Source organism: Dyella sp. 2YAF14, assembly GCF_052114725.1.
In the GTDB taxonomy this organism is placed as follows: Bacteria; Pseudomonadota; Gammaproteobacteria; order Xanthomonadales; family Rhodanobacteraceae; genus Dyella.
In genome coordinates this window covers 173,352-195,895 of the sequence record NZ_JBFRFH010000004.1, presented here as the reverse complement: position 1 = coordinate 195,895, position 22,544 = coordinate 173,352, and the positions used below count along the sequence as shown (strand labels likewise).

Sequence of the window (22,544 nt, the reverse complement as noted above, 5' to 3'; positions counted from 1 at the left end):
GGAGTCGAAATCATGCGCAAGCTCGTCTATGGATTGCTGACCACGCTGCTGGTCGCGCTGGTGGGGTGCGTCACCATCAATGTCTATTTTCCTGAAGCGGCCGCGCAAAAGGCCGCCGATCAGTTCATTGGCACCGTGCTCGACAGTTCGGCGCCGGCCCAGCCGGCCAAGGACGACCAGCCGGCACCGCCGAAGAAGAACAACCAGCCCTCGGCCATGTTGCTCGACCTGCTGATTCCCGCCGCCTACGCGGCCGATGCGCCGAACCTGCGCGTGCAGACGGCGACCACGGAGGCGATCCACGGCCGCATGCAGGCGCGTTTCCGCGACACGCTGACGCCGCTCTTCAATAGCGGTGCGGTGGGCTTCACCCAGGATGGGCTGGTGGCCGTGCGTGACGCTGGCAAGGTGCCGCTCGACCAGCGGGCGGGCTTGAGCGCCGCGGTGGCAGACGAGAATCGCGATCGCAATGCGCTGTACCGCGAAGTGGCCAACGCCAACAACCATCCGGAATGGGAAGCGCAGATCCGCGCCACCTTTGCCAAGGGCTGGATCGAGCGGGCGCGGCCGGGCTGGTATTATCAGGACCCCTCGGGGGCGTGGAAGCAGAAATAAGCTCATCGCTCCTCATCACCCGATCAACGCGCCCGGGTCCTGCTGATCCGGGCGTGCGCGTTTTTGGAAGACAGTTGCCACGATGAAAGAATTCGAAGCCACCATCACCGACCTCAGCCACGACGGCAAGGGCGTCACCCGCATCGACGGCAAGGCCGTATTCGTCAGCGGCGCGCTGTTGGGCGAAGAGGTCAAGCTGCGCATCCGCAAGCGTCATCGTCACTACGACGAAGCTGAAGTGGTGGAACTGGTGACCCGCTCGCCGCATCGCGTTGAGCCGCGCTGCCGTCATTTCGGCCAGTGCGGCGGCTGCTCGCTGCAGCATCTGGATGCGACGGCGCAGATCGAAGTGAAACAGCGCGTGCTGAAGGACAACTTCGAACGCATTGGCAAAGTGATGCCGGAGCTGTGGTTGCCGCCGCTGACTGATGAGCCCTGGGGTTATCGTCGCAAGGGACGCCTGTCCGTGCGCTCGGTGGCGAAGAAGGGGCGCGTGCTGGTGGGCTTTCGCGAAGAGAGCAATCCGCGCTTTGTCGCCGACATCACCCAGTGTGAAGTCGTGCATCCGGCGCTGGGTCCCAAGATCGGTTTGCTGGCCGAACTGGTCAGCAGCATGGATGCCGCCTCCGACATTCCGCAGATCGAGTTCGCCGCCGGCGACGATGTGGTGGCGCTGGTGTTCCGCCACATGCAGCCGTTGAGCGAGCGCGATCAGGCGGCCTTGATTGCGTTCGGTCAGCAGCATGGTTTTGCGATTTACCTGCAGCCGGGCGGCGTGACCAGCGTGCATCCGCTGTGGCCGGAGTCGCCGCGGCTGGCCTTCAACATCCCCAGCGACAATGCCGCGTTCGCGGACGTGGAGCTGGAGTTCCGCCCGCTCGATTTCGTCCAGGTCAATGCCGGCATGAATCGCCGCATGATGGCGCGTGCGATGGAGCTGCTCGATCCGCAGCCCACGGATCGCGTGCTGGATCTGTTCTGCGGCCTGGGCAATTTCACGCTGCCGATTGGTCGCCGCGTCGCCGAGGTGGTCGGCGTGGAGGGCGAGCATGGCCTGGTCGAGCGCGCTGCGGAAAACGCCGCACGCAACGGCATCACCCACGCCCGCTTCGAAGTGGCCAACCTGTTCGAAGATCAGCGTCACACCCACTGGGCCAAGCAATCGTGGGACAAGCTGTTGCTCGATCCGCCGCGCGCCGGCGCTGACAAGGTGCTGGAGTATCTGCCGCACAAGGAGACCAGCCGCATTGTCTATGTCTCGTGCCACCCGGGTTCACTGGCGCGTGACGCCGGCATCCTGGTGCAGAAGCATGGGTTCCGCTTGAGTGCGGCCGGCGTGATGGATATGTTCCCGCATACGGCGCACGTGGAGTCCATCGCGCTGTTCGAACGCTGAGCCAGGGCAAGGAAGGCGGGACGCCTTCACCGCTCCGTCACATCCTTCCCCAATCATCGGTTGACGCATGGGCATCGAGATCGAACGTAAATTCCTCCTCAGCGATGACAGCTGGCGAGACGCCGTGAGCGAAAGCGAGCGCATCGCCCAGGGCTATCTGGTCAGTGCGCAGGCGCTGCACGACGGTACCGCGCGGGCGTCGGTGCGCGTACGCCGCACCGGGGATCGTGGGTGGCTCAATATCAAATCGGCCAAGCTCGGCATCGAGCGCGCCGAGTTTGAATACCCCGTGCCCATCGCCGATGCCGAGCAAATGCTCGCCGAGCTGTGCGACGGCGTAGTGGAGAAGATCCGGCATCACGTGGTCGTCGACGGCGTGCTGTTCGAGGTCGACGAATTCTTTGGCGACAATGCGGGACTGGTCGTGGTCGAGGTGGAATTGCCCAGCACCGACGCCTCGTTTCCGCGCCCCTCGTGGCTGGGGCGCGAAGTGAGCCACCTGCCGCGCTACTACAACGTCAACCTGATCGCGCATCCGTATGCGCGCTGGACGTCGGACGAGCGTCAGGCGGCCGGAGAACCCACCTCATGCTGATGATCGGCCTGGCAGGCGCCACACTCGCTGCGTCGGAGCATGCATGGCTCAAGGCGCCCGGCGTTTCCGGCGTGGTGCTGTTCTCGCGCAATTTCAGTACGCGCGATCAGTTGATGAAACTGATCGACGATATTCGCGAGGTCGGCGGCGACGACATGCTCATCGCCGTGGATCAGGAAGGCGGCCCGGTCCAGCGTTTCCGTGAGGGCTTCACGCGCCTGCCGCCGTTGTCGGCGATCGGCGCCGTGTACGACCGCGATCCGGAAGACGCCATCCGCCTGGCCGAAGAACACGCCTGGGTGATGTCCAGCGAGTTGCGCGCCAGCGGCGTGGATTTCAGCTTTGCCCCCGTCGTGGATCTGGCGCGCGGCAACGCTGCGATCGGTCTGCGCGCGTTTCACGCCGATCCCGCGGTGGCTGCTGAGCTTGGCCAGGCCTATGTGCGCGGCATGCACCTGGGCGGCATGGCTGCCGTGCTCAAGCATTTTCCGGGTCACGGTTCGGTGGCGGCGGATACGCACAAGGCCACGGCAGTGGATACGCGTCCCTTGGACGTGATTCGTCGCGAAGATCTGCTGCCCTTCGTCGAAGGCATGGCGGCGCACGCCGAGGCGGTCATGGTGGCGCACGTGGTCTATCCCCAGGTCGACGCACAGCCGGCAGGTTTTTCCTCGCGCTGGATCAAGGACATCTTGCGCAACGAGCTGGGCTTTGGCGGCGCGGTGATCAGCGACGACATCAGCATGGCCGCTGCTGGCGCGGCAGGCGGCGTGACCGGTCGCGTGCATTCCCATTTGGATGCAGGCTGCGACCTGGTGCTCGCCTGCTTCCCCGACGTGGTGGACGAGGCGATTGCCGCTGTGCAAGACCGCGCGGCCACCTCGCCCGAACGCATCGCCGCCCTGCGCGGCGACGTGGCCTCCACCTGGGACGGCCTCAACGACAACCCCCAGCGCGAACGATTCATCGCGCGCATCGCGGCGCTGCACGCCGTGGAAGGACAAGCTTCGGCATGAGTACATCCACCCCTTCACTGGCTACCGCACTTGCCGGTGCCGAGCTGTTGTTCGATCGCGCGGCGCTGGAGTCGGTCATTGTCGACATGGGGCGCGACATCGACGTCGCGCTCGATGGCGAGCGCGCCGTCTTTCTTACCGTGATGAACGGCGCGCTGATTTTTGCCGGTCATCTCGCACTGGCCATCCGCACCGATGTTGAGTTCGACTATGTGCATGCCACGCGTTATCGCGGCGCCACCTCGGGCAGCGAGCTGCATTGGCTGCGCGAGCCGGCGGTGGATCTCGCCGGCCGCACCGTGCTGCTGGTGGACGACATCCTCGATGAAGGTCATACCTTGAAGGCCGTGCGCGACGACTGCATGCGCCGCGGCGCACGCCGCGTGCTGGTGGTGAGTCTGTGCACCAAGCAGCACGACCGCCTGGTCGACGGCATCCAGGCCGACTTCAACGGCGTCCAGTTGCCTGATCGCTACGTGTTCGGCTTTGGCATGGACTATCACGAGCAGGGCCGCAATCTGCCGGGCATTTACGCGCTCAAGTAAGGCGACGATCGACCACGGAGTCACGCATGAATGTTTTGGGGATTTCCGGCAGCCTGCGCGAGGCTTCGTTCAATACCGCGCTGCTGCATGCGGCGCAGGAGCTTGCGCCGGCCGGCATGAACATCGTGATGCATCGCCTGCACGACCTGCCGATGTTCAATCAGGACGTGGAAGAGCAGGGCGATCCCGAGTCGGTGGTCGAGTTCAAGAACGCCATCGATCGGGCCGACGGGCTGCTGATTGCCTGCCCGGAATACAACGGCGGCATCACCGGCGTGCTGAAGAATGCGGTGGATTGGGCCTCGCGCGCCGGCAAGGCGCGCAAAGTGGCTGCGCTCGCCGGCAAGACCGTCTGCATCATCGGCGCGAGCCCGGGCGTCACCGGGACGGTGCGAGCGCAGGACCAACTGCGCCTGATCCTGCGCCGCGCAGGCGCCCGTACCGAGCCGCAGGGCGACGTGCTGGTGTTCCACGCGCATACCAAGATCGTCGACGGTCAGTTGAGCGATGAGCGGACGCGCGAGGCACTGACTCGCCATCTCGCAGGCTTTGCCGAGCGGTTGGCGGCGACACCGAACGAATTGAACGCATATAGGAACGCATCGTGAGCATCGATCTGGCCGTCATCGGCGGCAGCGGTTTGTACAACTTTCCGGGCCTGGAGAACGCCTCGCGCCATCGCATCGACACGCCGTTCGGCGCGGCCTCGGGCGATGTGGTGACGGGTGATTTCGCCGGCCGCAAGCTGGCCTTTCTCGCCCGCCACGGCGAGAGCCACACGGTGCCGCCGCATCGGGTCAACTACCGCGCCAACCTGTGGGCACTGCATTCGCTGGGCGCGCGCCGGGTGGTCGGGGTGAACGCCGTGGGCGGCATCCGCGCCGATATGGGTCCGCGCGTCATCGTGGTGCCCGACCAGATCATCGACTACACCCATGGCCGCTACACGAGTTTTTGCGATGTCGAGGGCGCCGAGGTGCGTCATATCGATTTCAGCGAGCCGTACACCGAGTCGCTGCGTCGCGAACTGATCGACGCGGCGGCCAAGGCTGACATCGCTGTCATTGATGGTGGTTGCTATGGCGCGACCCAGGGTCCGCGCCTGGAGACCCGGGCGGAGATCGCCCGCATGAAGCGCGACGGCTGCGACCTGGTCGGCATGACCGGCATGCCCGAGGCCGTGCTCGCCCGCGAACTGGAGCTGCCTTACGCCTGTCTCGCGCTGGTTGCGAACTTCGCCGCCGGTTGTGGCGACGAGGCGGAGATCAGCATCGAGGAAATCTTCGCCCACCTGGCAGCAGCCACCGCCGAGGTACCCCGCATCCTGGGTGTTCTGCTCAAAAGCTGAGCAACCGGTACGGTTTTGATCGTGTCAAAGTGGTCACCATATTGCGCTTTGCCATAAAACATGTTGATACTTCCGTTGTGCCAGGGGCGGCGGACCAAGGGGTCAAGGTGGTTCAGCGCTTACCGTGGTGCATCCAGTCCATGATTCAGAGGTTCACGCAATGCGTTTCGGTACGGTCAAGTGGTTCAACGACGCCAAGGGTTTCGGCTTCATCGCGCCTGAGGACGGTGGGGAGGACGTGTTCGTCCACTTTTCGGCAATCAACTCCAAGGGCTTCCGTAGCCTGCAGGAAGGTCAGCGCGTGAAGTTCGAAGTCACCACGGGCCCGAAGGGCGCCCAGGCTTCGGGCGTCGAAATCGCCGGCTAATGTCGGCGAACCGGCGCCAGCGCCGGTCATCGATGTGAGGAAGCCCCGCGTCGCAAGGCGCGGGGCTTTCTTTTTTTGTGTGGAGTGGTTGGAGTGGAGGGGTGATGACGGATCGTAGAGGGTTTCTGAAGGCCTCCGTGCTGGGGGCCTCCGCGGTGGCACTGGCGGGTGGCGCGCATGCGCTGGCCGGCGCCAGTGGGACGAGCAAGGGCAGCACGGGTGCGCGCGTGATCTCGACCTGGGACTTCGGCGTGGCCGCCAACCAGGCCGCGTGGGGCGTGTTGTCGAAGGGCGGTGGGTCGCTGGACGCCGTCGAGGCGGGCGTGATGATCCCGGAAGCGGATCTGAAGAATCACAGCGTAGGCCGCGCCGGCTATCCGGATCGCGACGGCCACGTCTCCCTGGACGCCAGCATCATGGACGCCGACGGCAGTTGCGGTGCGGTCGCGGCGCTGGAGCACATCGCTCATCCGATCCAGGTGGCGCGTCGTGTCATGGAACGCACGCCGCATGTCTTGCTGGCCGGTGATGGCGCGCTGCAGTTCGCGCTGGAGCAGGGCTTCAAGAAGGAAGAACTGCTGACCCCGGAGTCCGAGGCGGCGTGGAAGGAGTGGCTGAAGACGGCCCACTACCAACCCTCGGCCAACAGCGAAGTGCGCGACTACGGCAAGACCGGCATGCCGGGCGGCAAGGGCAACCACGACACCATCGGCATGCTGGCCATCGATGCCAACGGCCGCCTGGCCGGTGCCTGCACCACCAGCGGCATGGCGTGGAAGATGCGCGGGCGCGTGGGCGACAGTCCCATCATCGGGGCAGGCCTGTACGTGGATGGCGATGTCGGCGCGGCCACCTCGACCGGCGTGGGCGAGGAAGTGATCCGCAACGTGGGCAGCTTCCTGGTGGTGGAGTTGATGCGTCATGGTCGCTCGCCGCAGGACGCCTGCCGCGAGGCGGTGATGCGCATCGTCAAGCGCCGGCCCGCGGCGTCGAAGGACCTGCAGGTCGGCTTTCTTGCCATGAACAAGCACGGCGAAGTGGGCGCGTTCGCGATCCAGTCCGGCTTCTCGTATGCCGTATGCGACGCGACCAAACAGGATGGGTTGGTGCCGTCCAAGAGCGTGTACTGATGGCACGACGCCTGCTCGAAGTCGCTGCCAATTCGCTGGCGTCCGCGCTGGCCGCGCAGGCGGGCGGTGCGGACCGGGTGGAGTTGTGCACCGGCCTGGAATTGGGTGGGCTCACTCCATCGATGGCGCAGATCGCCCAGGTGCGCGAGCGCCTGAGCATCCCGCTGTACGTGCTGATACGTCCACGTGCCGGCGACTTTCTCTACAACGATGACGAGCTGGACGTGATGCAGCACGACATCGAGACCTGTCTTTCGCTGGGTTGCGATGGCGTGGTGTTTGGCGTGCTCGATGCCGATGCGCGCGTCGATGTGGCGCGCTGCAAACCGCTGCTTTCAGCGGCGGGCGGCATGGGCGTGACCTTCCACCGCGCGTTCGATATGACGCGTGATCTGCCTCGGGCGCTGGAGGATGTCGTGGCCTTGGGGGCGGAGCGCGTGCTCACTTCCGGCGGTGCGATAGCGGCCATCGACGGGGCCGATACGCTTCGCCAGCTGATCGACCAGGCGGCCGGCCGCATCGTGGTGATGCCGGGTGCAGGTGTTCGGGCCGCCAATATCGCTGAGCTTGCCAAGGCGACCGGCGCATCGGAACTCCACGCTTCGGCCAAGGGCATGCTGCCGTCGGGCATGCGTTGGAGCAATCCGGCCTTGACCGATATGGCCGCTGGCGAGGTCCGCAGCGACGTGGATGAAGTGCACGCCCTGGTTGCTGCGCTCCACTCGAAGGCCTGATTTGCTGTCATTCAGACCGATGGCGCCTTAAGCTCGAACCGCGTCACCCTTCCTCCAGAGAGTCCACGGCATGGATGAGCGGAGCAGGCGAGGTGTTCGAGCGGCCCCGGCGCCGGGCGTGCGGCCATGAGTGCGCCGCAGGAGACTGCCGCCTCGGCGACGCTCCTCCTGGGCCGCTGGCCCCGTTTGCTGTCCACCGCGGCTGTCATCGTGGCCGCCACCATCTTCGGCCTGAGCTATAGCCTCTCCGCCCCGCTGATCGCCATGAGCCTGGCGGCGAGCGGGCACTCCGGCAGTTACATCGGCCTCAACGCGGCCATGCATGCGCTGGGCGTGTTGCTGATCGCGCCCGTGATGCCGACCCTCGCCGCACGCTTCGGCGCTCGGACACTGGCCGTGGCGGCCCTGGTGGTCACGGCCGTCGTGCTGGCTGCGTTCGCACGAGTCACTGACGTGGCGTGGTGGTTTCCGATGCGCGTGGTGCTCGGCATGGCTGCCGAAGTCCTATTCGTAATGTCGGAAACCTGGACCAACGTGCTCAGCACCGAGCAGGCACGCGGTCGCACCATGGCCGTCTATACCGCCGCGCTCTCGCTGGGCATGGTGCTGGGGCCGGCCTTGCTGTCGGTGCTGGGCGTGGATGCGGGTGCTTATCTCGCCGGTGCGGCCATCGCGCTGGCGGCGGTGGCGTTCATCCTGCCGCCCTGGGTGGTGGCGCCCCGGCGCAGTGTGCCCGAGCGCGCGCAGCCCCTCCGCTATATGCGCCTGGCGCCGATTGCCTTGGCCACCACGGTGCTCAATGCAGGGGTAGAGACTGCCGGACTTTCCTTCATCTCGTTGTATGCCACGCAGCTGGGCTGGACACAGGCGCGTGCCATGCAGCTGATCTCGGTGTTGATGTTCGGCGCCATCGTGTTGCAGCTGCCCATTGGCTGGCTGGCCGACAAGGTCGACAAGCGGCGCCTGGTGCTGGCATTGGCCGCGATTTCCGCGCTGACGGCGTTGTTCTGGCCGTTCGCGTTGCGCGAGACATGGCTGGCGTTCGCCGTGGTGTTCGTGTGGGGTGGACTGTTCGTGGGCATCTACACCGTGATGCTGGCGATGGTGGGCAGTCGCTTCCAGGGCAACGATCTGGTGGGCGTCTATGCCGTGATGGGGCTGGCATGGGGCCTGGGCGCGCTGATGGGACCGACACTCGCGGGCGTAGCGATGGGCGTGAATGCGCTGTTCGGCTTGCCGGGCATCATTGCGCTGGGTTGCGCGGTGTTTGCGGTGTTCCTTGCGAGGTCGCGCAGCGAAACCTGAGGGGCGCCGCGTCCGCACGTGGTTCGAACGATGGAGTCGTCACATGGTGCAGTTGGGCTTGCTTCTATTGGGCAGCGATTTCATCCGGCGGCGCTGGCTGATTCTGGCCATCGGGGGCATCGCCTGGGCGGCGCTGGGCGTGGCGATCTTTATCGATGCGCTGGACAACGTGCTGTATTTCCCGGTGCACGTGTTCGGCTATCTGCTGGTGGTCGAGGCCGTGGTCACGCTGGCAGTGTCCTCGCCCCGGCCCGGTACCTCGGCTGCACTGCGCAAGGCGCGCGGCGTAGTGTTCCTGATCCTCGGCTTGTTGATCGTCGACCCGCATCATGCGGCGAGCGTGATCCTGGCGATGGCCTTCGGTCTCGCTTTCCTGCTCGATGGCATCTTCCGGATCGCAGCGGCGCTGGTGGTGCGCTTTCGCGGTTGGCGGCTGTCGTTGCTCACCGGTCTGCTCGAGGTGGGCTTTGCGGTTTTCATGGTCGAGCCGTATCCGACGTTCTACGCGGGCACGGTGCCGTACTGCATCGGCATGGGACTTTTCCTCTCCGGCTGCGGCATGTTCAGGCAGGCCTGGCGACTGAAGAAACTGCCCGATCATGCCGTGCTTTCGTGGCTGTTGATGCGTGACATGCCGGTTGCCGATGCGGGCTTCACGCCCGAACTGCTGGATGAGGCCGCGGGCGACCTGGTCGTTTACGTGTGGACGCCGACGGGCTCCGTCGACGACGCCGTGCCACAGCCGCTGGTGGATCGCTATATCGCTGCGGTGGATGCGAAAGGAGTGATTTCCACGGGGCACGCGGCGCTGGGGTGCCCGCCCGATGTGTACGTCAGTCATTATCCGGCTGTCGAAATCGATCGCTCCAGCGGCGATTTCACCCGCATGCTGCGCGCCACTGCGATCAACGACGTGCCTGGAAAATTCCAGCCCAGCTATGCGCAGGAATCCGCCGGCTGGTGCGAATCGAACGCGGAAGTGCGTTTTGATCGCTACGACCGCCAACGCCTGCTGGCGTTCTGGAAGCGCTACCGCGAAGACGCCACGTACAACCTGACCAGCCGCAATTGCAGCAGCACGGTGGCGCATTGTCTGGAGGCCGCGCTGGAAGGATCGTCGGCAAAACGCGGCTTCCTTCGAACCATGGTCAATCCGGAACTCTGGGTCGCCGCCCAATTGCGCAAGCGCGCCGAGGCTATGGCCTGGACCCCGGGATTCGTGCTTGATTACGCCCGCGCACTCAAGGCCGCCATCCATCCCACGCCGCTGGGGTGGTACACGTTGATCGCGTCAATCAAACGCTTCTGGCGTTACGCGCGGATGATCCGTCGCGGTGAGCCGATGAGCGCCGCGTCATTAGGTGACAAAACGAGCATTCACGCTGAGCGCAAGCGCTCGATCGAGTGATGCCTCAGGCAGTGAACTGCAGCCTCGCCAGTTCCGCGTAGAGACCGCCTTCGGCCAGCAGGCTTTGATGCGTGCCCTGGGCCACGATGCGGCCGCCGTCCATCACCACGATGCGATCGGCGCGTTGCACGGTAGCGAGGCGGTGGGCGATGACGAGGGTGGTGCGGCCTTTTTCGAGACGCTCCAGCGCCTGCTGGATGGCGGCTTCGGATTGGGCATCGAGCGCGGAGGTGGCTTCGTCCAGCAGGAGCAGCGGTGCGTCGCGCAGGATGGCGCGGGCGATCGCGATGCGCTGGCGTTGGCCGCCGGACAGGCGTACGCCGCGCTCGCCGAGTTCCTCGCCGTAGCCCTTGCCCATCGCCATGATGAAGTCGTGCGCTTCGGCAGCGCGGGCGGCATCGCGCACTTCCTCATCGTCGGCATCCTGGCGACCGAAGCGGATATTCTCGGCCGCGCTGCCGCCGAAGATCACCGTTTCCTGCGGCACCAGTGCGATGGCGCCGCGCAGTTCGGGCAGGGCGAGTGCGCGCAGATCGATGCCATCGAGTGTGATGCGTCCGCTCTGCGGATCGTAGAAGCGCAGCAGCAAGGCGAACACCGTGCTCTTGCCCGCTCCGGAAGGCCCAACCAGCGCCACGGTCTCACCGGGGCGAATGCTCAGGTCGAAGTCGTGTAGCGCAGGTGCGTCGGGTCGGGACGGGTAATGGAACTGGATGTGTTCGAAGCGCAAGGCGCCTTCCATCGGACGAGGCAGGAACGTGGGTTGCGCGGGGCTGGTGATCTCTGCGCGCTCTTCGAATAGTTCGCCAATGCGTTCCATCGCGCCTGCCGCACGCAGCACGTCGCCCCATACCTCGGAAAGCCCGGCGAGCGAACCGGCCGCGAGAAACGCGTAGATCACGAACTGCGCGAGCACGCCGACATCGAGCGTGCCGGCCAGCACATCACGCGCGCCGGCCCACAGCACCAGCGCGATGGCGCCGAAGAACAGCACGATGACGGTCGCCGTGAGGATCGATCGCATGCCGATGCGTTGCCGGGCGGTGGCGAGCGCGCGGGCGATGGCGCCGCCGTAACGCGCACTTTCGATATCCTCGCGCGCATACGCCTTGACCGCTGGCGCGGCGTTGAGCGTTTCATTGGCCACTGCCGCGGCATCGGCAAGCCGATCCTGGCTGGCGCGTGACAGCTTCTGCACGCGGCGACCGAAGACCAGGATGGGCAGCATCACGGCGGGAATCACCAGCGCGGTGAGGCCGGCCAGTCGGGGGCTGGTCCAGACCATCATGGCTGTGGCGCCCAGCAGCATCACGGCGCTGCGCAGCGCCACGGAGATGCCCGAGCCGATCAGCGCCTGGATGACTTCGGTGTCGGTGCCAAGGCGCGAGATAAGTTCGCCCACGCGGCTGCGCTCGAAAAAGCCCACATCGAGGCGGATCACATGCGCATAAAGTTGAGAGCGCAGCGATGCCAGCGAACGCTCGCCCAGCAAGGCGATGCAGTAGTAGCGCGCCGCCGTGGCAAACGCCAACACCAGGGCCACGCCAAACAAGCCCAGGAAGGTGGCATTGATGGTGGCGAGGCTGGAATGGCCAAAGCCCTGGTCGATCATGTGCCGCACGGCCATCGGCAACACCAGCGTGGCGCTCGAGGAGATCGCCAGAAACACCAGCCACCCGCCGGCCAGCGCGCGATGGGGTCGCACGAACGGCCACAGCTGCATCAGGGTGCCAATGCGACGTGCAGGGCGCTGAGTGTCGGCGGTTTCGCTCATGAGTTCTCGTCGTCGGCATCCGCGCCGGGCTGGCGCATCTGTTTGAAGGTGGGGCGACTCGCGCCTGATTCAATCCAGGCGGCGTGCACGGTGACGGCCTCGGCTGAGGTCGTTGACCAGCGCCTGTGCCTCGTCGGCATGCCTGTCGGGCAGCTGGATCTCCAGCGCGACCCCTTGCGCATCGAAGCTTTCCTGCACGATCTCGGCGTCGAACTCGCGCAGGCGGGCCTTGAGCAAGGCCAGTTCGGCGAAGTCGCAACGCAGGCCCAGTCGCGCCATGGCAACCAGGGGAACGCGATCGGCGCGACGCAGGCACTCCGCAGCCGTGCCACCGTAGGCGCGCACGAGTCCGCCGGCGCCCAGCTTGATGCCGCCATACCAACGCGTGACGACCACCACGGCGCGATCGATACCCTGGCCTTCGATGGCTTGAAGCATCGGGCGTCCCGCGGTGCCACCCGGCTCGCCGTCATCGTTGAAGCGATAGTCCTGGCCGATGCGGTAGGCCCAGCAGTTGTGCGTCGCTGCCGGATCGCTCACCTGGCGTACGAAGGCCAGCGCCTGTTCGGGCGTCTGTACGGGTGCCGCCTGGGCCAGGAACCGACTCTTCTTGATGTCCTCGCTGTGCTGGCAGGCAGCGGCAAGGGTATGCAGCGGATCACTCATGGTCGGGCAGTTGCGCTCGCAGGTCGTCGGGCAAGGGCACGTCCGGGTGTGTCTGCTGGAAGGTGGTCAGCCGCTGCACGCCTTCATCGTGGCGATGCAGGGCGAACAGCTGGCGGATCTTCTCCAGCTCTTGGGCTGGCGTATCGGCCGCGTTGGCTGCCGTACTGTCCGGCGAAACGGCGGGGGCAGACATGTCCTTCATCGCCGTTGCGCGCTGGCTGAGCGCGCCGGTGGCAGCCGTGGCTCGCATCGCAGCCTGCGGTGCATAAGCGGATGGGGCGGCTTGCGCGACGGGCGCAGGTGCTGCCGGCGGCGGCGCCGCCGCCATGCGGTCCTCGTTGATGGCTGCCAGCGGTGCCGCTTCCGTCTCGGAGGTGGGTGGTTGCGCAGTCGCGGCGACCGGCGCCACCACTTTCGGCTTCATGGCGGAACGGATGTTTTCCCGCTTCGCTGCCGTCGGCGCCGCGATGCGCGTCGCCGGAGCTGCAGCCGCCAAGGGTGCGGCAGGGGTGTTGACGACCTGCGCATCGCTTGGACTGGACGCCGCCTGCGCCGGTTCGGATGCGGGCGCCGCGCTGACGGCAACAGCGCGCGAAGCAGGGCCCTGCGGCACGCTCGCGGGTTGTTGCACCATGCGCCAGCCCAGCCCGGCAGCCACGACCAGGACGGCCACACTGGCAACGGCTACCGGCCAGCGCGTCACACCGCTGCGCTTGTCGGCGCGCACGGCGTCGGCCGCCGCGCGCTGGATCGCGCCATCGAGGGCGGGCGATGGTTCCTTGCGCGGCAGGCTGCGATAGAGCGACTTGAGCTCGTCTTCGCCGGGCAGCGCGTCGTTGTCGTGGTCGTGCGTATTCATTCGGCCAACTGTTCGCGCAAACGGTTCATGGCATAGCGCAGGCGCGACTTGGCAGTCTCGCGTCCCACGCCGGTGACTTCGGCAATCTCCTCCACGCTCAGTTCGTTTTCCAGGCGCAGCAGCACCGCGGTGCGCTGCTCATCGGGCAGTTGCTCGATCGCCAACTGCAGACGCCGGCGACGTTCGAACTCCGACAGCAGGTGCTCGGGTTGTTCGCGTTCCGGTGACGCGGTTACTTCGAATACCCGCTCGGCTTCCTCGCCGGTGGCGAGCGGGCGCTTGCGGCGGTAGCTGTCGATCAACAGGTTATGCGCGATCTGCAGTAGCCAGGTGGTGAATTTGGCTTGCGGCACATAGCGCGCGCGCGAGGCCACCACGCGACTCCAGGTCTCCTGGAAAAGCTCCTCGGCCAGCTGGGGATCGCGCGCCGCGCGCAGCAGGAATCGATAGAGTGCGGCCCGGTGCCGGGCGTAGAGCGCATTGAACGCCGCAGCCTCGCCCCTGGCATAGGCAAGCATCAGCGTCGCATCGTCGTCCACAGGGGCATCCATGGGCGGCGAGGTTAAGCCAAACCGGGGCTTGGGGTAAGCAGGCGGGTCAGTGGCAGGCGTCCATTGAAGTGTCGGGTTCAGGAAAGGTGGCTGCATTCCCATGTAACGCAGGCCATCGCCACTTGGGGTTTGGCCGTGCCCGGAGGTCAGGGGATGACGTCACCTGCTACAGGGTGCGAGAAATCCTCAGGCTCGCGTTGCTGGGAGAGCCGGAACACGCCTTCGCGCACGTGGCGTGGCAGCACCACGTCGAGCACGGTGGTCTGGTGCGGGGCGAGGATCAGGAACAGGTCGTCGCTGGAGGCCGAGCTGGCGATGGCGTGATGCACGAGTCCGGCCAGATCAGCCGGTTCGATCGTCGCGCTATAGGGCCGATGCCCGCTCATGGCGGCACGCAAGGTGCGCCGGCTGTTGTCCGGGTCGGCGACGCGTGCAGTGCCGGCCAGCAAGCCATGGTTGAGGAAGAACGTGATCACGTGTCCCTGCCGGCTGTTCGCCTGGCGGTCGAGCATGAAACCCTGTGGCATCCAGTCGGGGTTCGGCGGCAGGCCGGCCTCGAACAGCCAGCGTGCGCCAAGCAGCGGCTCACCCGCCTCGTCGGTGAGGCGAACCACCAGCATGCTGCGTGGATCGTGGATATGGACGCGGGGCGAGAACGGACCTACGGGCTCCTTTTCCACCCGCTCGGCGTCGCGCTGTGCATTTTGCGCATCGAAGGCGTCGCACAGTTGGTGGTAGCCGCCCACGTCGCGCACCTGCAGGCAGCGGAGCAGCGCGTCCACCGTCGCTTGCGGCGCGGCGGCCATCACGCCTTGCCCGAGGCCGGAGTGCGCTGCGCCCGGGATCAGCTTGAACGCGGTGCGCGGCGCGACCGTGGCATTGATGGCCAGCGTTGCGTCGTTGCTGCTGCCCTGGCGCGCGAGCACGGCGTGGCGCGCATTGAGATTGGCCGCCGCGATGCGTACGACGCCGTCCGATCCGTCTTCGCCGGTATAGCTGTTGATGTGGTCGTAGAGCGATCGATCAGGTCGGTCGCCGGTGAGCACGAAGAGGAACTGGCCGCGCTCGGCCGCATCATCGCCGTGGATATGATCGAGGTTGAGCGACAGCGATTCGCTGCTGCCCAGTTCCAGCCAGTCGAGTATGCGTTGCCCGGGTTCCACGCCACCGGCCCAGGCGCGCAGGCGGCTCAGCACGCCTTTGCCGAGTTGGGCGAGGGCGGAGCCGAAGTTCGCCGGCGCCAGCATCATCAGGTGGGTCAGGCGGATCGTGCTGAAGGCGTGCGGTCGTTCCCGCTGCGCGCGAAGCCACTCGCGCACGACGGGTCCGCCGGTGGAGTGGGTGATGCAAACGAAACTGGCGTCGTGCAGATGCAGGTCGCGCAGGGCGTGATCAAATCCACGCACGACGTCGGCCATGGTGACCACGTCATCGAAACTCACGTATTCCGATAGCCAGATGTCGGCCACCGCCAATGCGATGCCTGCGGATGCGGCCTGCGCCTGGAGACGCTGTGGCAGCAAACCATAGGTTGAAGTATTGGTGACGCTCCAGCCGTGCACGAAAACGAGTGTGGTCATGTACCGGTCCCTGCGGTGTCACATTGTCCGCTCGCCAGCATGCTGGCGTGTCCCCAGGCGACAGGTCGATCGACCCTGCGCTATCGCCTCGCCATAGCGTAAGGCCCTAAGATGCCATGCCTTTCCATGGAGCGGGGAATCCGCATGCTGGCCGTTCTGTTCGTGCTGCTGCTGTTGATCGTGTGGCTGTATCGCCTGCGCTGGCGCAAGACCGCGCGCGCGCTGTTGATCGCGAGCCTGCTGCTGTTCTTCGGCATCGGTTGCGGCGCACTGCCACGCTGGCTTTCCGACGGGCTGCAAGCGCCATACGAAGTCGATCCGGCGATTGCGTGGACGCCGCGCAATGCCATCGTGGTGCTTGGCGCGGGCACGGCGGTGGACGAAGGCCATCCGTTGCAACCTTCCTATTTCGTCAATGGTCGCCTGTTGCGTGCCGCCCAGCTTTATAGCGCGTGCAAATCCGCCGGCAAGGAGTGCCGCCTGGTGGTGAGCGGTGGCGATTCGCAAGACCACGGCGAGGCCGAGGCGGTGGTGTATGGCCGGGCACTTCGCGCGCTCGGCATTCCCGCGGCGGATTTGTCGATTGAATCGCGCAGCATGAGCACGTGGCAGAACGCGCAGTTCAGCCGTCCGATCCTCGCCGAGTACGCGCCGCAGCACATCGTGCTGGTGACCTCTGGCATTCACCTGCGTCGATCGCTGTTGTACTTCGCGCACTTCGGCATCGTGCCGCAGCCGGTGGCCGGCGACTGGGTCAATGCGCGCAGGGAACTGGCGCCCGACTCGTGGAACTTCATGCTGATGGATGCCTCGCTGCACGAGTACCTGGGCATCCTGCGTTACCGGGTCTACAACGTGCTGGGCTGGAATGCCCCGAAGGCGCCGCCGCTGGGTGCCTGAAGCGCCTGATAGCCGTTCATTTTCCAGCCAGCTACTGAGCGCGTATCGGCGTAACCTTGCGCGGCTTACTCACGCCGGTCGCTTCCATGCCCTCCGAACTGCCCACCGATCCGCACTCGCGTGCGGCGCTTCCGCTTGCCCCTTCGCTGGATCGGACGCTGACCGCGGCGCACATGCCGCGCCAATTTCGTCCGCTGGAGCGGCGCGTGCTGTGGATCTGTCTGCTCGCCATGCTGCTGGGATCGGCGGTGGCGCTGGTGGCGCGGTTACTGACCGCGTTGATCGGACTGGTTACCAACCTCGCTTTTTACGGGCGCCTCAGTACGGAATTCAGCAGCCCGGCAGGCAATCATCTGGGCCTGTGGGTGATTGCGGTGCCGGTGGTCGGTGGCCTGATCGTCGGCGCGATGGCGCGCTGGGGTTCGCGTGCCATTCGTGGTCACGGCATTCCCGAAGCGATGGAGCAGGTGTTGCTCAATGAAAGCCGGATTCCGCCGCGCATCACCTGGCTGAAACCGGTGTCGTCCGCCATTGCCATCGGCACCGGTGGTCCGTTCGGCGCCGAAGGACCGATCATCGCCACCGGCGGTGCATTGGGGTCATTGATCGGCCAGCTGTTGCGCGTCACGGCGGACGAGCGCAAGACACTATTGGCGGCCGGCGCCGCGGCAGGCATGGCCGCGGTGTTCTCCGCGCCGATCTCGTCCGTGTTGCTGGCGATCGAATTGCTGTTGTTCGAACGTCGCGCGCGTTCGCTGATTCCGGTAGCGCTGGCGGCGGTGATGGGCACAGCAGTTCGCTACCTGCTGGAAGGCAATGAACCGATGTTCCCGATGCCCGCCATCGCCACGCCGGCACTCAGCGCCGTGGTGGCCTACATCGTCATGGGCATCGTCACGGGCGTGGTCAGCGTCGGCATCACCAAGCTCACCTACGCCATTGAAGACGGCTTCGAGAAACTGCCGATCCACTGGATGTGGTGGCCGGCCATCGGTGGCGTGGTGGTGGGCGTGGTGGGTTACTTCATGCCGGCCACGCTGGGTGTGGGCTACGGCAATATCGCGGCGCTGATTGCCGGGCAGGTCGGGTTTGCCGGCATGCTCGCGCTGTGTCTGATGAAGCTGCTGTCCTGGTCGGTGGCGCTGGGCAGTGGCACTTCCGGAGGTACGCTCGCGCCGCTGTTCACCATCGGCAGTGCGATGGGCGGCGTGCTCGGCCTGCTGTGCGTGGACTGGTTGCCATGGCTGCAGGTGGATCCGCGGGTGGCGGCGCTGGTGTGCATGGCGGCGATTTTCGCGGGGGCGTCGCGCGCCTTCCTCACCTCGGTCGTTTTTGCGTTCGAGACGACCCAGCAGCCGCACGGCCTGCTGCCCTTGCTCGGCGCCTGCGCGGCGGCATACCTGGTTTCGGGTTTGTTGATGCGGAACACCATCATGACGGAGAAGATCGTCCGTCGCGGCGTGCTCGTGCCGGACGAGTACACGGCCGATTACCTGGAGCGCCTTGCTGTTGGCGAAGCATGCAGCCGAGACGTCGTGAGCCTGCGCGCCAGCGAGACGATTGGCGAGGTGCAGGCCTGGCTGTCGACGGAACATGCACCGGCCAAACATCAGGGCTTTCCGGTGGTGGACGAGCAGGGCCGCTTGCTGGGCGTGGTGACCCGCCGCGATCTGCTGCGCGCCGGCTCGCCGCTGGATGCGCAAGTGCGTTCGCTGCTGCATCGTCCGCCTCTCGTGGTGCGCGAAGACCACACGCTGCGCGAAGCCGCCGATCATATGGTGGAGGCCGACGTCGGCCGCCTGGTGGTGATGGATCGCCAGGGACGCCGGATGGTGGGCATCATCACCCGCGGCGATCTGCTCAAGGCGCATGCGCAACGACTGCGCGAAGCACATGAGGCCAGCCGTCATCTCGGCGGAAAAACAAAACCGGCCGTGTAAGGGCCGGTTTTGTGGGGCGTCCGGGCGGCTTGTGCTGCCCGGGTCAGTACATCATCAGGCAGCCTTGAGCGAAGCCATGTCGATCACGAAGCGATAGCGCACGTCGCTGGTGATGACGCGCTCGTAGGCGGCATTGATGTTCTTGATGTCGATCACTTCGATGTCGCTGACGATGTTGTGCTCGGCGCAGAAGTCGAGCATTTCCTGCGTTTCGGCGATGCCGCCGATGGCCGAACCCGAGATCGAGCGACGACCCAGCAGCACCTGCGCAGCGTTCACCGGAGGATCGAGCGGCTGCAGCTGGCCGACCAGGCAGATCACGCCATTGACGGCGAGCGTGGCCAGGTACGGGTTGAGATCGTGCGGGTTGGGCACCGTGTCGAGGATGAACTCGAACTGGCGCGACACGGCGGCCATCTGCTTCTCGTCGGTGGACAACACCACATGGTCGGCGCCCAGGCGGCGTGCTTCCGCTTCCTTGCCCGGCGAACGGGTGAACAAGGTGACGTCGGCACCCATCGCCTTGGCGAACTTCAGGCCCATGTGGCCCAGGCCGCCCAGGCCGATCACGGCGATCTTGCTGCCCTTGCCGATATTCCAGTGACGCAGCGGCGACCAGGTGGTGATGCCGGCGCACAGCAGCGGCGCGGCAGCCTTCAGGTCCAGCTTGTCGGAGATCGACACGACGAACTTGTCCGACACCACGATGCGCTCGGAGTAGCCGCCGAAGGTGGGCATCTTGTCGTGGCGATCGATGCCGTTATAGGTCCAGGTGGCGCCTTCAACACAGTACTGCTCGAGGCCGGCGTTGCACGAGGCGCAGTGCTGGCAGGAGTCGACCATGCAGCCCACGCCCACCGTGTCGCCCACCTTGAACTTGGTGACCTCGGGGCCGACGGAGCTGACGCGGCCCACGATCTCGTGGCCGGGCACCATCGGGTAGAGGCTGCCGCCCCATTCGTCGCGCGCCTGGTGGATATCCGAGTGGCAAACGCCGCAATACAGGATGTCGATCACCACATCGTTCGCGCGCGGATCGCGGCGTTCGAACTGGTGAGCGGCCAGCGGCGTGGTGGCGGACTGGGCGGCGTAGCCGCGGATGGAAAGCGTCATGGCATGACTCCTTGGGGACGGGACAGCAAGGCGAGGAGTATGGGCGCCCGGTGTATGGCCCGGGTAGCCGATTCCTGCGAGATGATTGCCTGATCCTGCAAGGTCGTGGCCCAGGGGCTCGCCATATGGCGGAGGAACAGGCAATCTCGTCCTGCAGAAATGGAACCTAAGTCCATGAATGAAAAACCTTCCGCTCCTGGCTCTTCGGCGCGACTGGCGCAAGATCGCGAGGAATTGACAGCCATCGTTGAACGATTGGCGGCGGCTGATGGCTTGCACACCACGGTTTGGCCAGCCCTGACGCTGTTTCGCGCCAACTCGGTTGGCGTGCCGACCTGCGCCATGTACGGCCCGGGTCTGGGCCTTGCGCTGCAGGGGGCGAAGCAGATCCTGCTCGGCCAGCAAACGTTCCTGCATGAGCCGGCCAACTACATGGTCAACGCGGTGGATGTGCCGGTGTCCTCGCAGGTGGTCCGGGCATCGGACGATGCGCCGTGCCTGTGCCTGACCTTTCGCCTGGATCTGCAGTGCATCCGCGAGCTGCTGCCCGGCGTGCAGTTGCGCCGCAGTGCCGTCGCGTCTGCGCCCGGTCTTTCGATGAGTCCGCTCGATGGCGGGCTGCTCGATCCGCTGCTGCGCCTGGTTCGCCTGCTCGATACGCCGCGCGACCTCGAGGTATTGGGTCCCTTGATCGAGCGCGAACTGCTGTACCGATTGCTGACGGGCGAGCAGGGTGCGTTGCTGGCGCAGATCGCCACGTCCGGCAGCCAGGGTCATCAGGTGTCGCGCGCCATCGACTGGTTGCGGCAGCACTACGACGAGCCCTTGCGCATCGAGGAGCTGGCGATGCGCGTGAACATGAGCACCTCCTCGCTGCATCACCATTTTCGCGCCATTACCGCGATGAGTCCGCTGCAGTACCAGAAGCAGCTGCGTTTGCACGAAGCGCGTCGCCTGCTGCTGGCCAGCCAGTGCGACGTCGCCACGGCGGCGCATCAGGTGGGCTATGAAAGTCCCTCGCAGTTCAGTCGCGAATACAGTCGCCAGTTCGGCGCGCCGCCCTTGCGCGACGTGGCGCGCCTGCGTCCGGCCGACGCCGAGTCGGTCGCCTGAGGGCACTTGACCTTCGCGTGGCAGGCATCGAGCATGCGCCGCGCTGACAACACGGCCAGGGAATGCCATGAATCTCGCTTTGTTCGATTTCGACGGAACCATCACCACGCGAGAGATGTTCCGGCCCTTCATCGAATTTGCCGTGTCGCCGCGCCGGCGCGCCCTTGGCGGCGCGCTGCTTGCCCCGATGGTGGCTGGCTACAAGCTTGGCTGGGTGTCGCCCAACCTCATGCGGCGCAGTGCAGTGCAGCTGGGTTTTCGTGGCGTGCCGGAAACGCATGCCCATGCACGCGGCGAGCAATTTGCACGCGATGTATTGCCGGGCGTGCTGCGCCCGCAGGCGCTGGAGCGCATCCAGTGGCATAAGGCGCAGGGCGATCGCGTCGTCGTGGTATCCGGTGCGCTGGACGTCTATATGTCCCATTGGTGCCGCACGCATGATCTGGAACTGCTGTGCTCCCAGCTTGAGGCGCGCGACGGCCAGCTGACGGGTCGCTACCGCGGCGAACAATGCGTGAACGCGGAAAAAGCGCGCCGCGTCCGCGCCGCCTATGATCTGGCCGCTTATCCCGTGGTCTATGCCTACGGCGATACGCCGGAGGATCAGCATCTGCTTAGCATCGCCCACCGTCGCTATTTTCAGTGGCAGGAAGTGAGCTGATCGATGGCTGGCGCCGGCTCTTCACATGGCGTGAATGGGTCTGGTCATGAAATGCGCGAGAGAGCTCTGGACACCCTCGGAGGCACTCATGAAGACGCAATGGATCGGTATCCTGGTCGTCGCGGTTCTTCCGCTTTCTCTGGTTACGAGCCATGCGGCATCCATGGACGACAAGGCGTCGCAGAAAGTCCTGGCCGCCATGGACCGCACGTCCACCTGGGGGCACCCCGATCAGTACGGCGAATTTGTCGGGATGCGCGCCTATGCAAGTGGCAACTACGCCAAGGCGATGAAATATTTCGAGATTGGCGCGCGCTATGCCGACAAGCTGTCTCAGCTCAGCATCGGCTTGATGTATTTGCACGGCGAGGGTGTCGCCAAGAATCCTGTCACCGCGTATGCGTGGCTGGCGCTGGGCGCGGAGCGGAAATTTCCGCGCTACGTAGCCACCCGCGATGCCGTATGGAATCAGCTGGACGCCAGTCAGCGTCAACAAGGAAGCGTGCTGTTGGATCAACTGTCCGGCGAGTACGGCGATGCGGTGGCGAAGCCGCGCATGGAGCGGGCGTTGCGCGAGGCCAGGACCGGGATGACTGGATCGTTGGTTGGCTACGGTGCGCCCGAGGTCAGCTCGCTGACGCTGGCACAGTTTGCGGCGGCCAACCCCTCCCTGGGCGACTTCACCGGGCCACTGCCGTCGTGCGGCGCTGAATCCATCGACGGCGCGCCCATCACGGGTTGCGGGAATATTTACGTGGCCTGGCGCTGGGACCCCAAGCAGTACTTTCGCATTCGCGATGCGGCCTGGTACGGCACGGTGACCGTGGGTGAGCTGGAACGGGATCAGGGCATACCGCACTGAGGCTACGGTTCGCGGATCAAAGACGTTGTTCGATCGCCCAGGCTTCGACGATCTCCCGGGCACGGG

At 65.7% G+C, this 22,544-nt stretch carries 23 protein-coding genes; 17 read left to right on the top strand and 6 right to left on the bottom strand.

Translation table 11 applies throughout. The annotated features are described in order from the left end of the window. The first annotated feature begins 12 nt into the window (after positions 1–12). From AB4Y82_RS09320 to AB4Y82_RS09265, 12 genes are all read left to right on the top strand, one after another. A complete protein-coding gene (locus tag AB4Y82_RS09320) occupies positions 13–615 on the top strand; it encodes a YdbL family protein (RefSeq protein ID WP_441603245.1) in 603 nt (200 codons plus the stop codon). An 82-nt stretch (positions 616–697) separates the two neighbouring features. Further along, complete coding sequence (gene rlmD, locus AB4Y82_RS09315) at positions 698–2,011, top strand: 23S rRNA (uracil(1939)-C(5))-methyltransferase RlmD (RefSeq protein WP_441603246.1); 1,314 nt, start codon at positions 698–700, stop codon at positions 2,009–2,011. Positions 2,012–2,078: 67 nt separating this feature from the next. Beyond that, positions 2,079–2,606: a CYTH domain-containing protein gene (locus AB4Y82_RS09310; RefSeq protein WP_441603247.1), complete on the top strand. Its 528-nt coding sequence runs from the start codon at positions 2,079–2,081 to the stop codon at positions 2,604–2,606. After that, positions 2,600–3,622, top strand: a complete 1,023-nt coding sequence (gene nagZ / locus AB4Y82_RS09305; protein WP_441603248.1) for a beta-N-acetylhexosaminidase — start codon at positions 2,600–2,602, stop codon at positions 3,620–3,622. The genes AB4Y82_RS09310 and nagZ overlap by 7 nt, the downstream gene beginning before the upstream one ends. Continuing rightward, positions 3,619–4,167, top strand: coding sequence for a hypoxanthine-guanine phosphoribosyltransferase (locus tag AB4Y82_RS09300; RefSeq protein WP_441603249.1), 549 nt, complete (start codon positions 3,619–3,621; stop codon positions 4,165–4,167). Before nagZ ends, AB4Y82_RS09300 begins: the two co-directional genes overlap by 4 nt. 26 nt (positions 4,168–4,193) lie before the next feature. Beyond that, a complete protein-coding gene (locus AB4Y82_RS09295) occupies positions 4,194–4,775 on the top strand; it encodes an NADPH-dependent FMN reductase (RefSeq protein ID WP_441603250.1) in 582 nt (193 codons plus the stop codon). Beyond that, positions 4,772–5,515 (top strand): S-methyl-5'-thioinosine phosphorylase, encoded by a 744-nt coding sequence (locus tag AB4Y82_RS09290; protein WP_121879682.1) that lies wholly within the window; start codon positions 4,772–4,774, stop codon positions 5,513–5,515. The genes AB4Y82_RS09295 and AB4Y82_RS09290 overlap by 4 nt, the downstream gene beginning before the upstream one ends. A gap of 160 nt (positions 5,516–5,675) precedes the next feature. Further along, positions 5,676–5,882, top strand: coding sequence for a cold-shock protein (locus AB4Y82_RS09285; RefSeq protein WP_026633225.1), 207 nt, complete (start codon positions 5,676–5,678; stop codon positions 5,880–5,882). Positions 5,883–5,986: 104 nt separating this feature from the next. Then, positions 5,987–7,012, top strand: coding sequence for a N(4)-(beta-N-acetylglucosaminyl)-L-asparaginase (locus AB4Y82_RS09280; RefSeq protein WP_441603251.1), 1,026 nt, complete (start codon positions 5,987–5,989; stop codon positions 7,010–7,012). Then, the gene (locus AB4Y82_RS09275) at positions 7,012–7,746 is read left to right on the top strand and encodes a copper homeostasis protein CutC (RefSeq protein ID WP_441603252.1); all 735 of its coding nucleotides are present in this window, start codon (positions 7,012–7,014) and stop codon (positions 7,744–7,746) included. Before AB4Y82_RS09280 ends, AB4Y82_RS09275 begins: the two co-directional genes overlap by 1 nt. A gap of 126 nt (positions 7,747–7,872) precedes the next feature. Beyond that, positions 7,873–9,051, top strand: coding sequence for an MFS transporter (locus AB4Y82_RS09270; RefSeq protein WP_441603253.1), 1,179 nt, complete (start codon positions 7,873–7,875; stop codon positions 9,049–9,051). A 43-nt stretch (positions 9,052–9,094) separates the two neighbouring features. After that, positions 9,095–10,459, top strand: a complete 1,365-nt coding sequence (locus AB4Y82_RS09265; protein ID WP_441603254.1) for an HdeD family acid-resistance protein — start codon at positions 9,095–9,097, stop codon at positions 10,457–10,459. A 4-nt stretch (positions 10,460–10,463) separates the two neighbouring features. Here the strand turns inward: AB4Y82_RS09265 and AB4Y82_RS09260 are convergent, their stop codons facing one another. The 5 genes from AB4Y82_RS09260 to AB4Y82_RS09240 all read right to left on the bottom strand — a co-directional run bounded on the left by AB4Y82_RS09260 (position 10,464) and on the right by AB4Y82_RS09240 (position 15,889). Then, the gene (locus tag AB4Y82_RS09260; RefSeq protein WP_441603255.1) at positions 10,464–12,233 is read right to left on the bottom strand and encodes an ABC transporter transmembrane domain-containing protein; all 1,770 of its coding nucleotides are present in this window, start codon (positions 12,231–12,233) and stop codon (positions 10,464–10,466) included. Positions 12,234–12,302: 69 nt separating this feature from the next. Next, positions 12,303–12,899, bottom strand: a complete 597-nt coding sequence (locus AB4Y82_RS09255; protein ID WP_441603256.1) for an IMPACT family protein — start codon at positions 12,897–12,899, stop codon at positions 12,303–12,305. Next, on the bottom strand, positions 12,892–13,758 hold the full coding sequence (locus AB4Y82_RS09250) for a hypothetical protein (protein WP_441603257.1): 867 nt from the start codon (positions 13,756–13,758) through the stop codon (positions 12,892–12,894). Before AB4Y82_RS09250 ends, AB4Y82_RS09255 begins: the two co-directional genes overlap by 8 nt. Next, complete coding sequence (locus AB4Y82_RS09245) at positions 13,755–14,309, bottom strand: RNA polymerase sigma factor (RefSeq protein ID WP_441603258.1); 555 nt, start codon at positions 14,307–14,309, stop codon at positions 13,755–13,757. Before AB4Y82_RS09245 ends, AB4Y82_RS09250 begins: the two co-directional genes overlap by 4 nt. A gap of 146 nt (positions 14,310–14,455) precedes the next feature. Then, a complete protein-coding gene (locus AB4Y82_RS09240; protein ID WP_441611247.1) occupies positions 14,456–15,889 on the bottom strand; it encodes a phospholipase in 1,434 nt (477 codons plus the stop codon). Positions 15,890–16,033: 144 nt separating this feature from the next. On the opposite strand from AB4Y82_RS09240, the gene AB4Y82_RS09235 reads away from it, so the two are divergent. Both AB4Y82_RS09235 and AB4Y82_RS09230 read left to right on the top strand, forming a co-directional pair. Beyond that, positions 16,034–16,789, top strand: a complete 756-nt coding sequence (locus AB4Y82_RS09235; RefSeq protein WP_441603260.1) for a YdcF family protein — start codon at positions 16,034–16,036, stop codon at positions 16,787–16,789. A gap of 173 nt (positions 16,790–16,962) precedes the next feature. Then, positions 16,963–18,729, top strand: coding sequence for a chloride channel protein (locus AB4Y82_RS09230; protein ID WP_441603363.1), 1,767 nt, complete (start codon positions 16,963–16,965; stop codon positions 18,727–18,729). Between the two features lie 54 nt (positions 18,730–18,783). Here AB4Y82_RS09230 and AB4Y82_RS09225 read toward each other — a convergent pair whose 3' ends face one another. Next, positions 18,784–19,842, bottom strand: a complete 1,059-nt coding sequence (locus AB4Y82_RS09225; protein WP_441603261.1) for an NAD(P)-dependent alcohol dehydrogenase — start codon at positions 19,840–19,842, stop codon at positions 18,784–18,786. 174 nt (positions 19,843–20,016) lie between these two features. Here AB4Y82_RS09225 and AB4Y82_RS09220 point away from each other — a divergent pair, with 174 nt between their 5' ends. The 3 genes from AB4Y82_RS09220 (at position 20,017) to AB4Y82_RS09210 (ending at position 22,478) form a co-directional block, all read left to right on the top strand. Next, the gene (locus tag AB4Y82_RS09220) at positions 20,017–20,955 is read left to right on the top strand and encodes an AraC family transcriptional regulator N-terminal domain-containing protein (RefSeq protein ID WP_441603262.1); all 939 of its coding nucleotides are present in this window, start codon (positions 20,017–20,019) and stop codon (positions 20,953–20,955) included. Positions 20,956–21,022: 67 nt separating this feature from the next. Continuing rightward, positions 21,023–21,616, top strand: a complete 594-nt coding sequence (locus AB4Y82_RS09215; protein WP_441603263.1) for an HAD family hydrolase — start codon at positions 21,023–21,025, stop codon at positions 21,614–21,616. A gap of 34 nt (positions 21,617–21,650) precedes the next feature. Further along, positions 21,651–22,478 carry a sel1 repeat family protein gene (locus tag AB4Y82_RS09210; RefSeq protein ID WP_441603264.1) on the top strand — a complete coding sequence of 276 codons (828 nt, stop codon included), beginning with the start codon at positions 21,651–21,653 and terminating at the stop codon, positions 22,476–22,478. Positions 22,479–22,544: the final 66 nt, after the last annotated feature.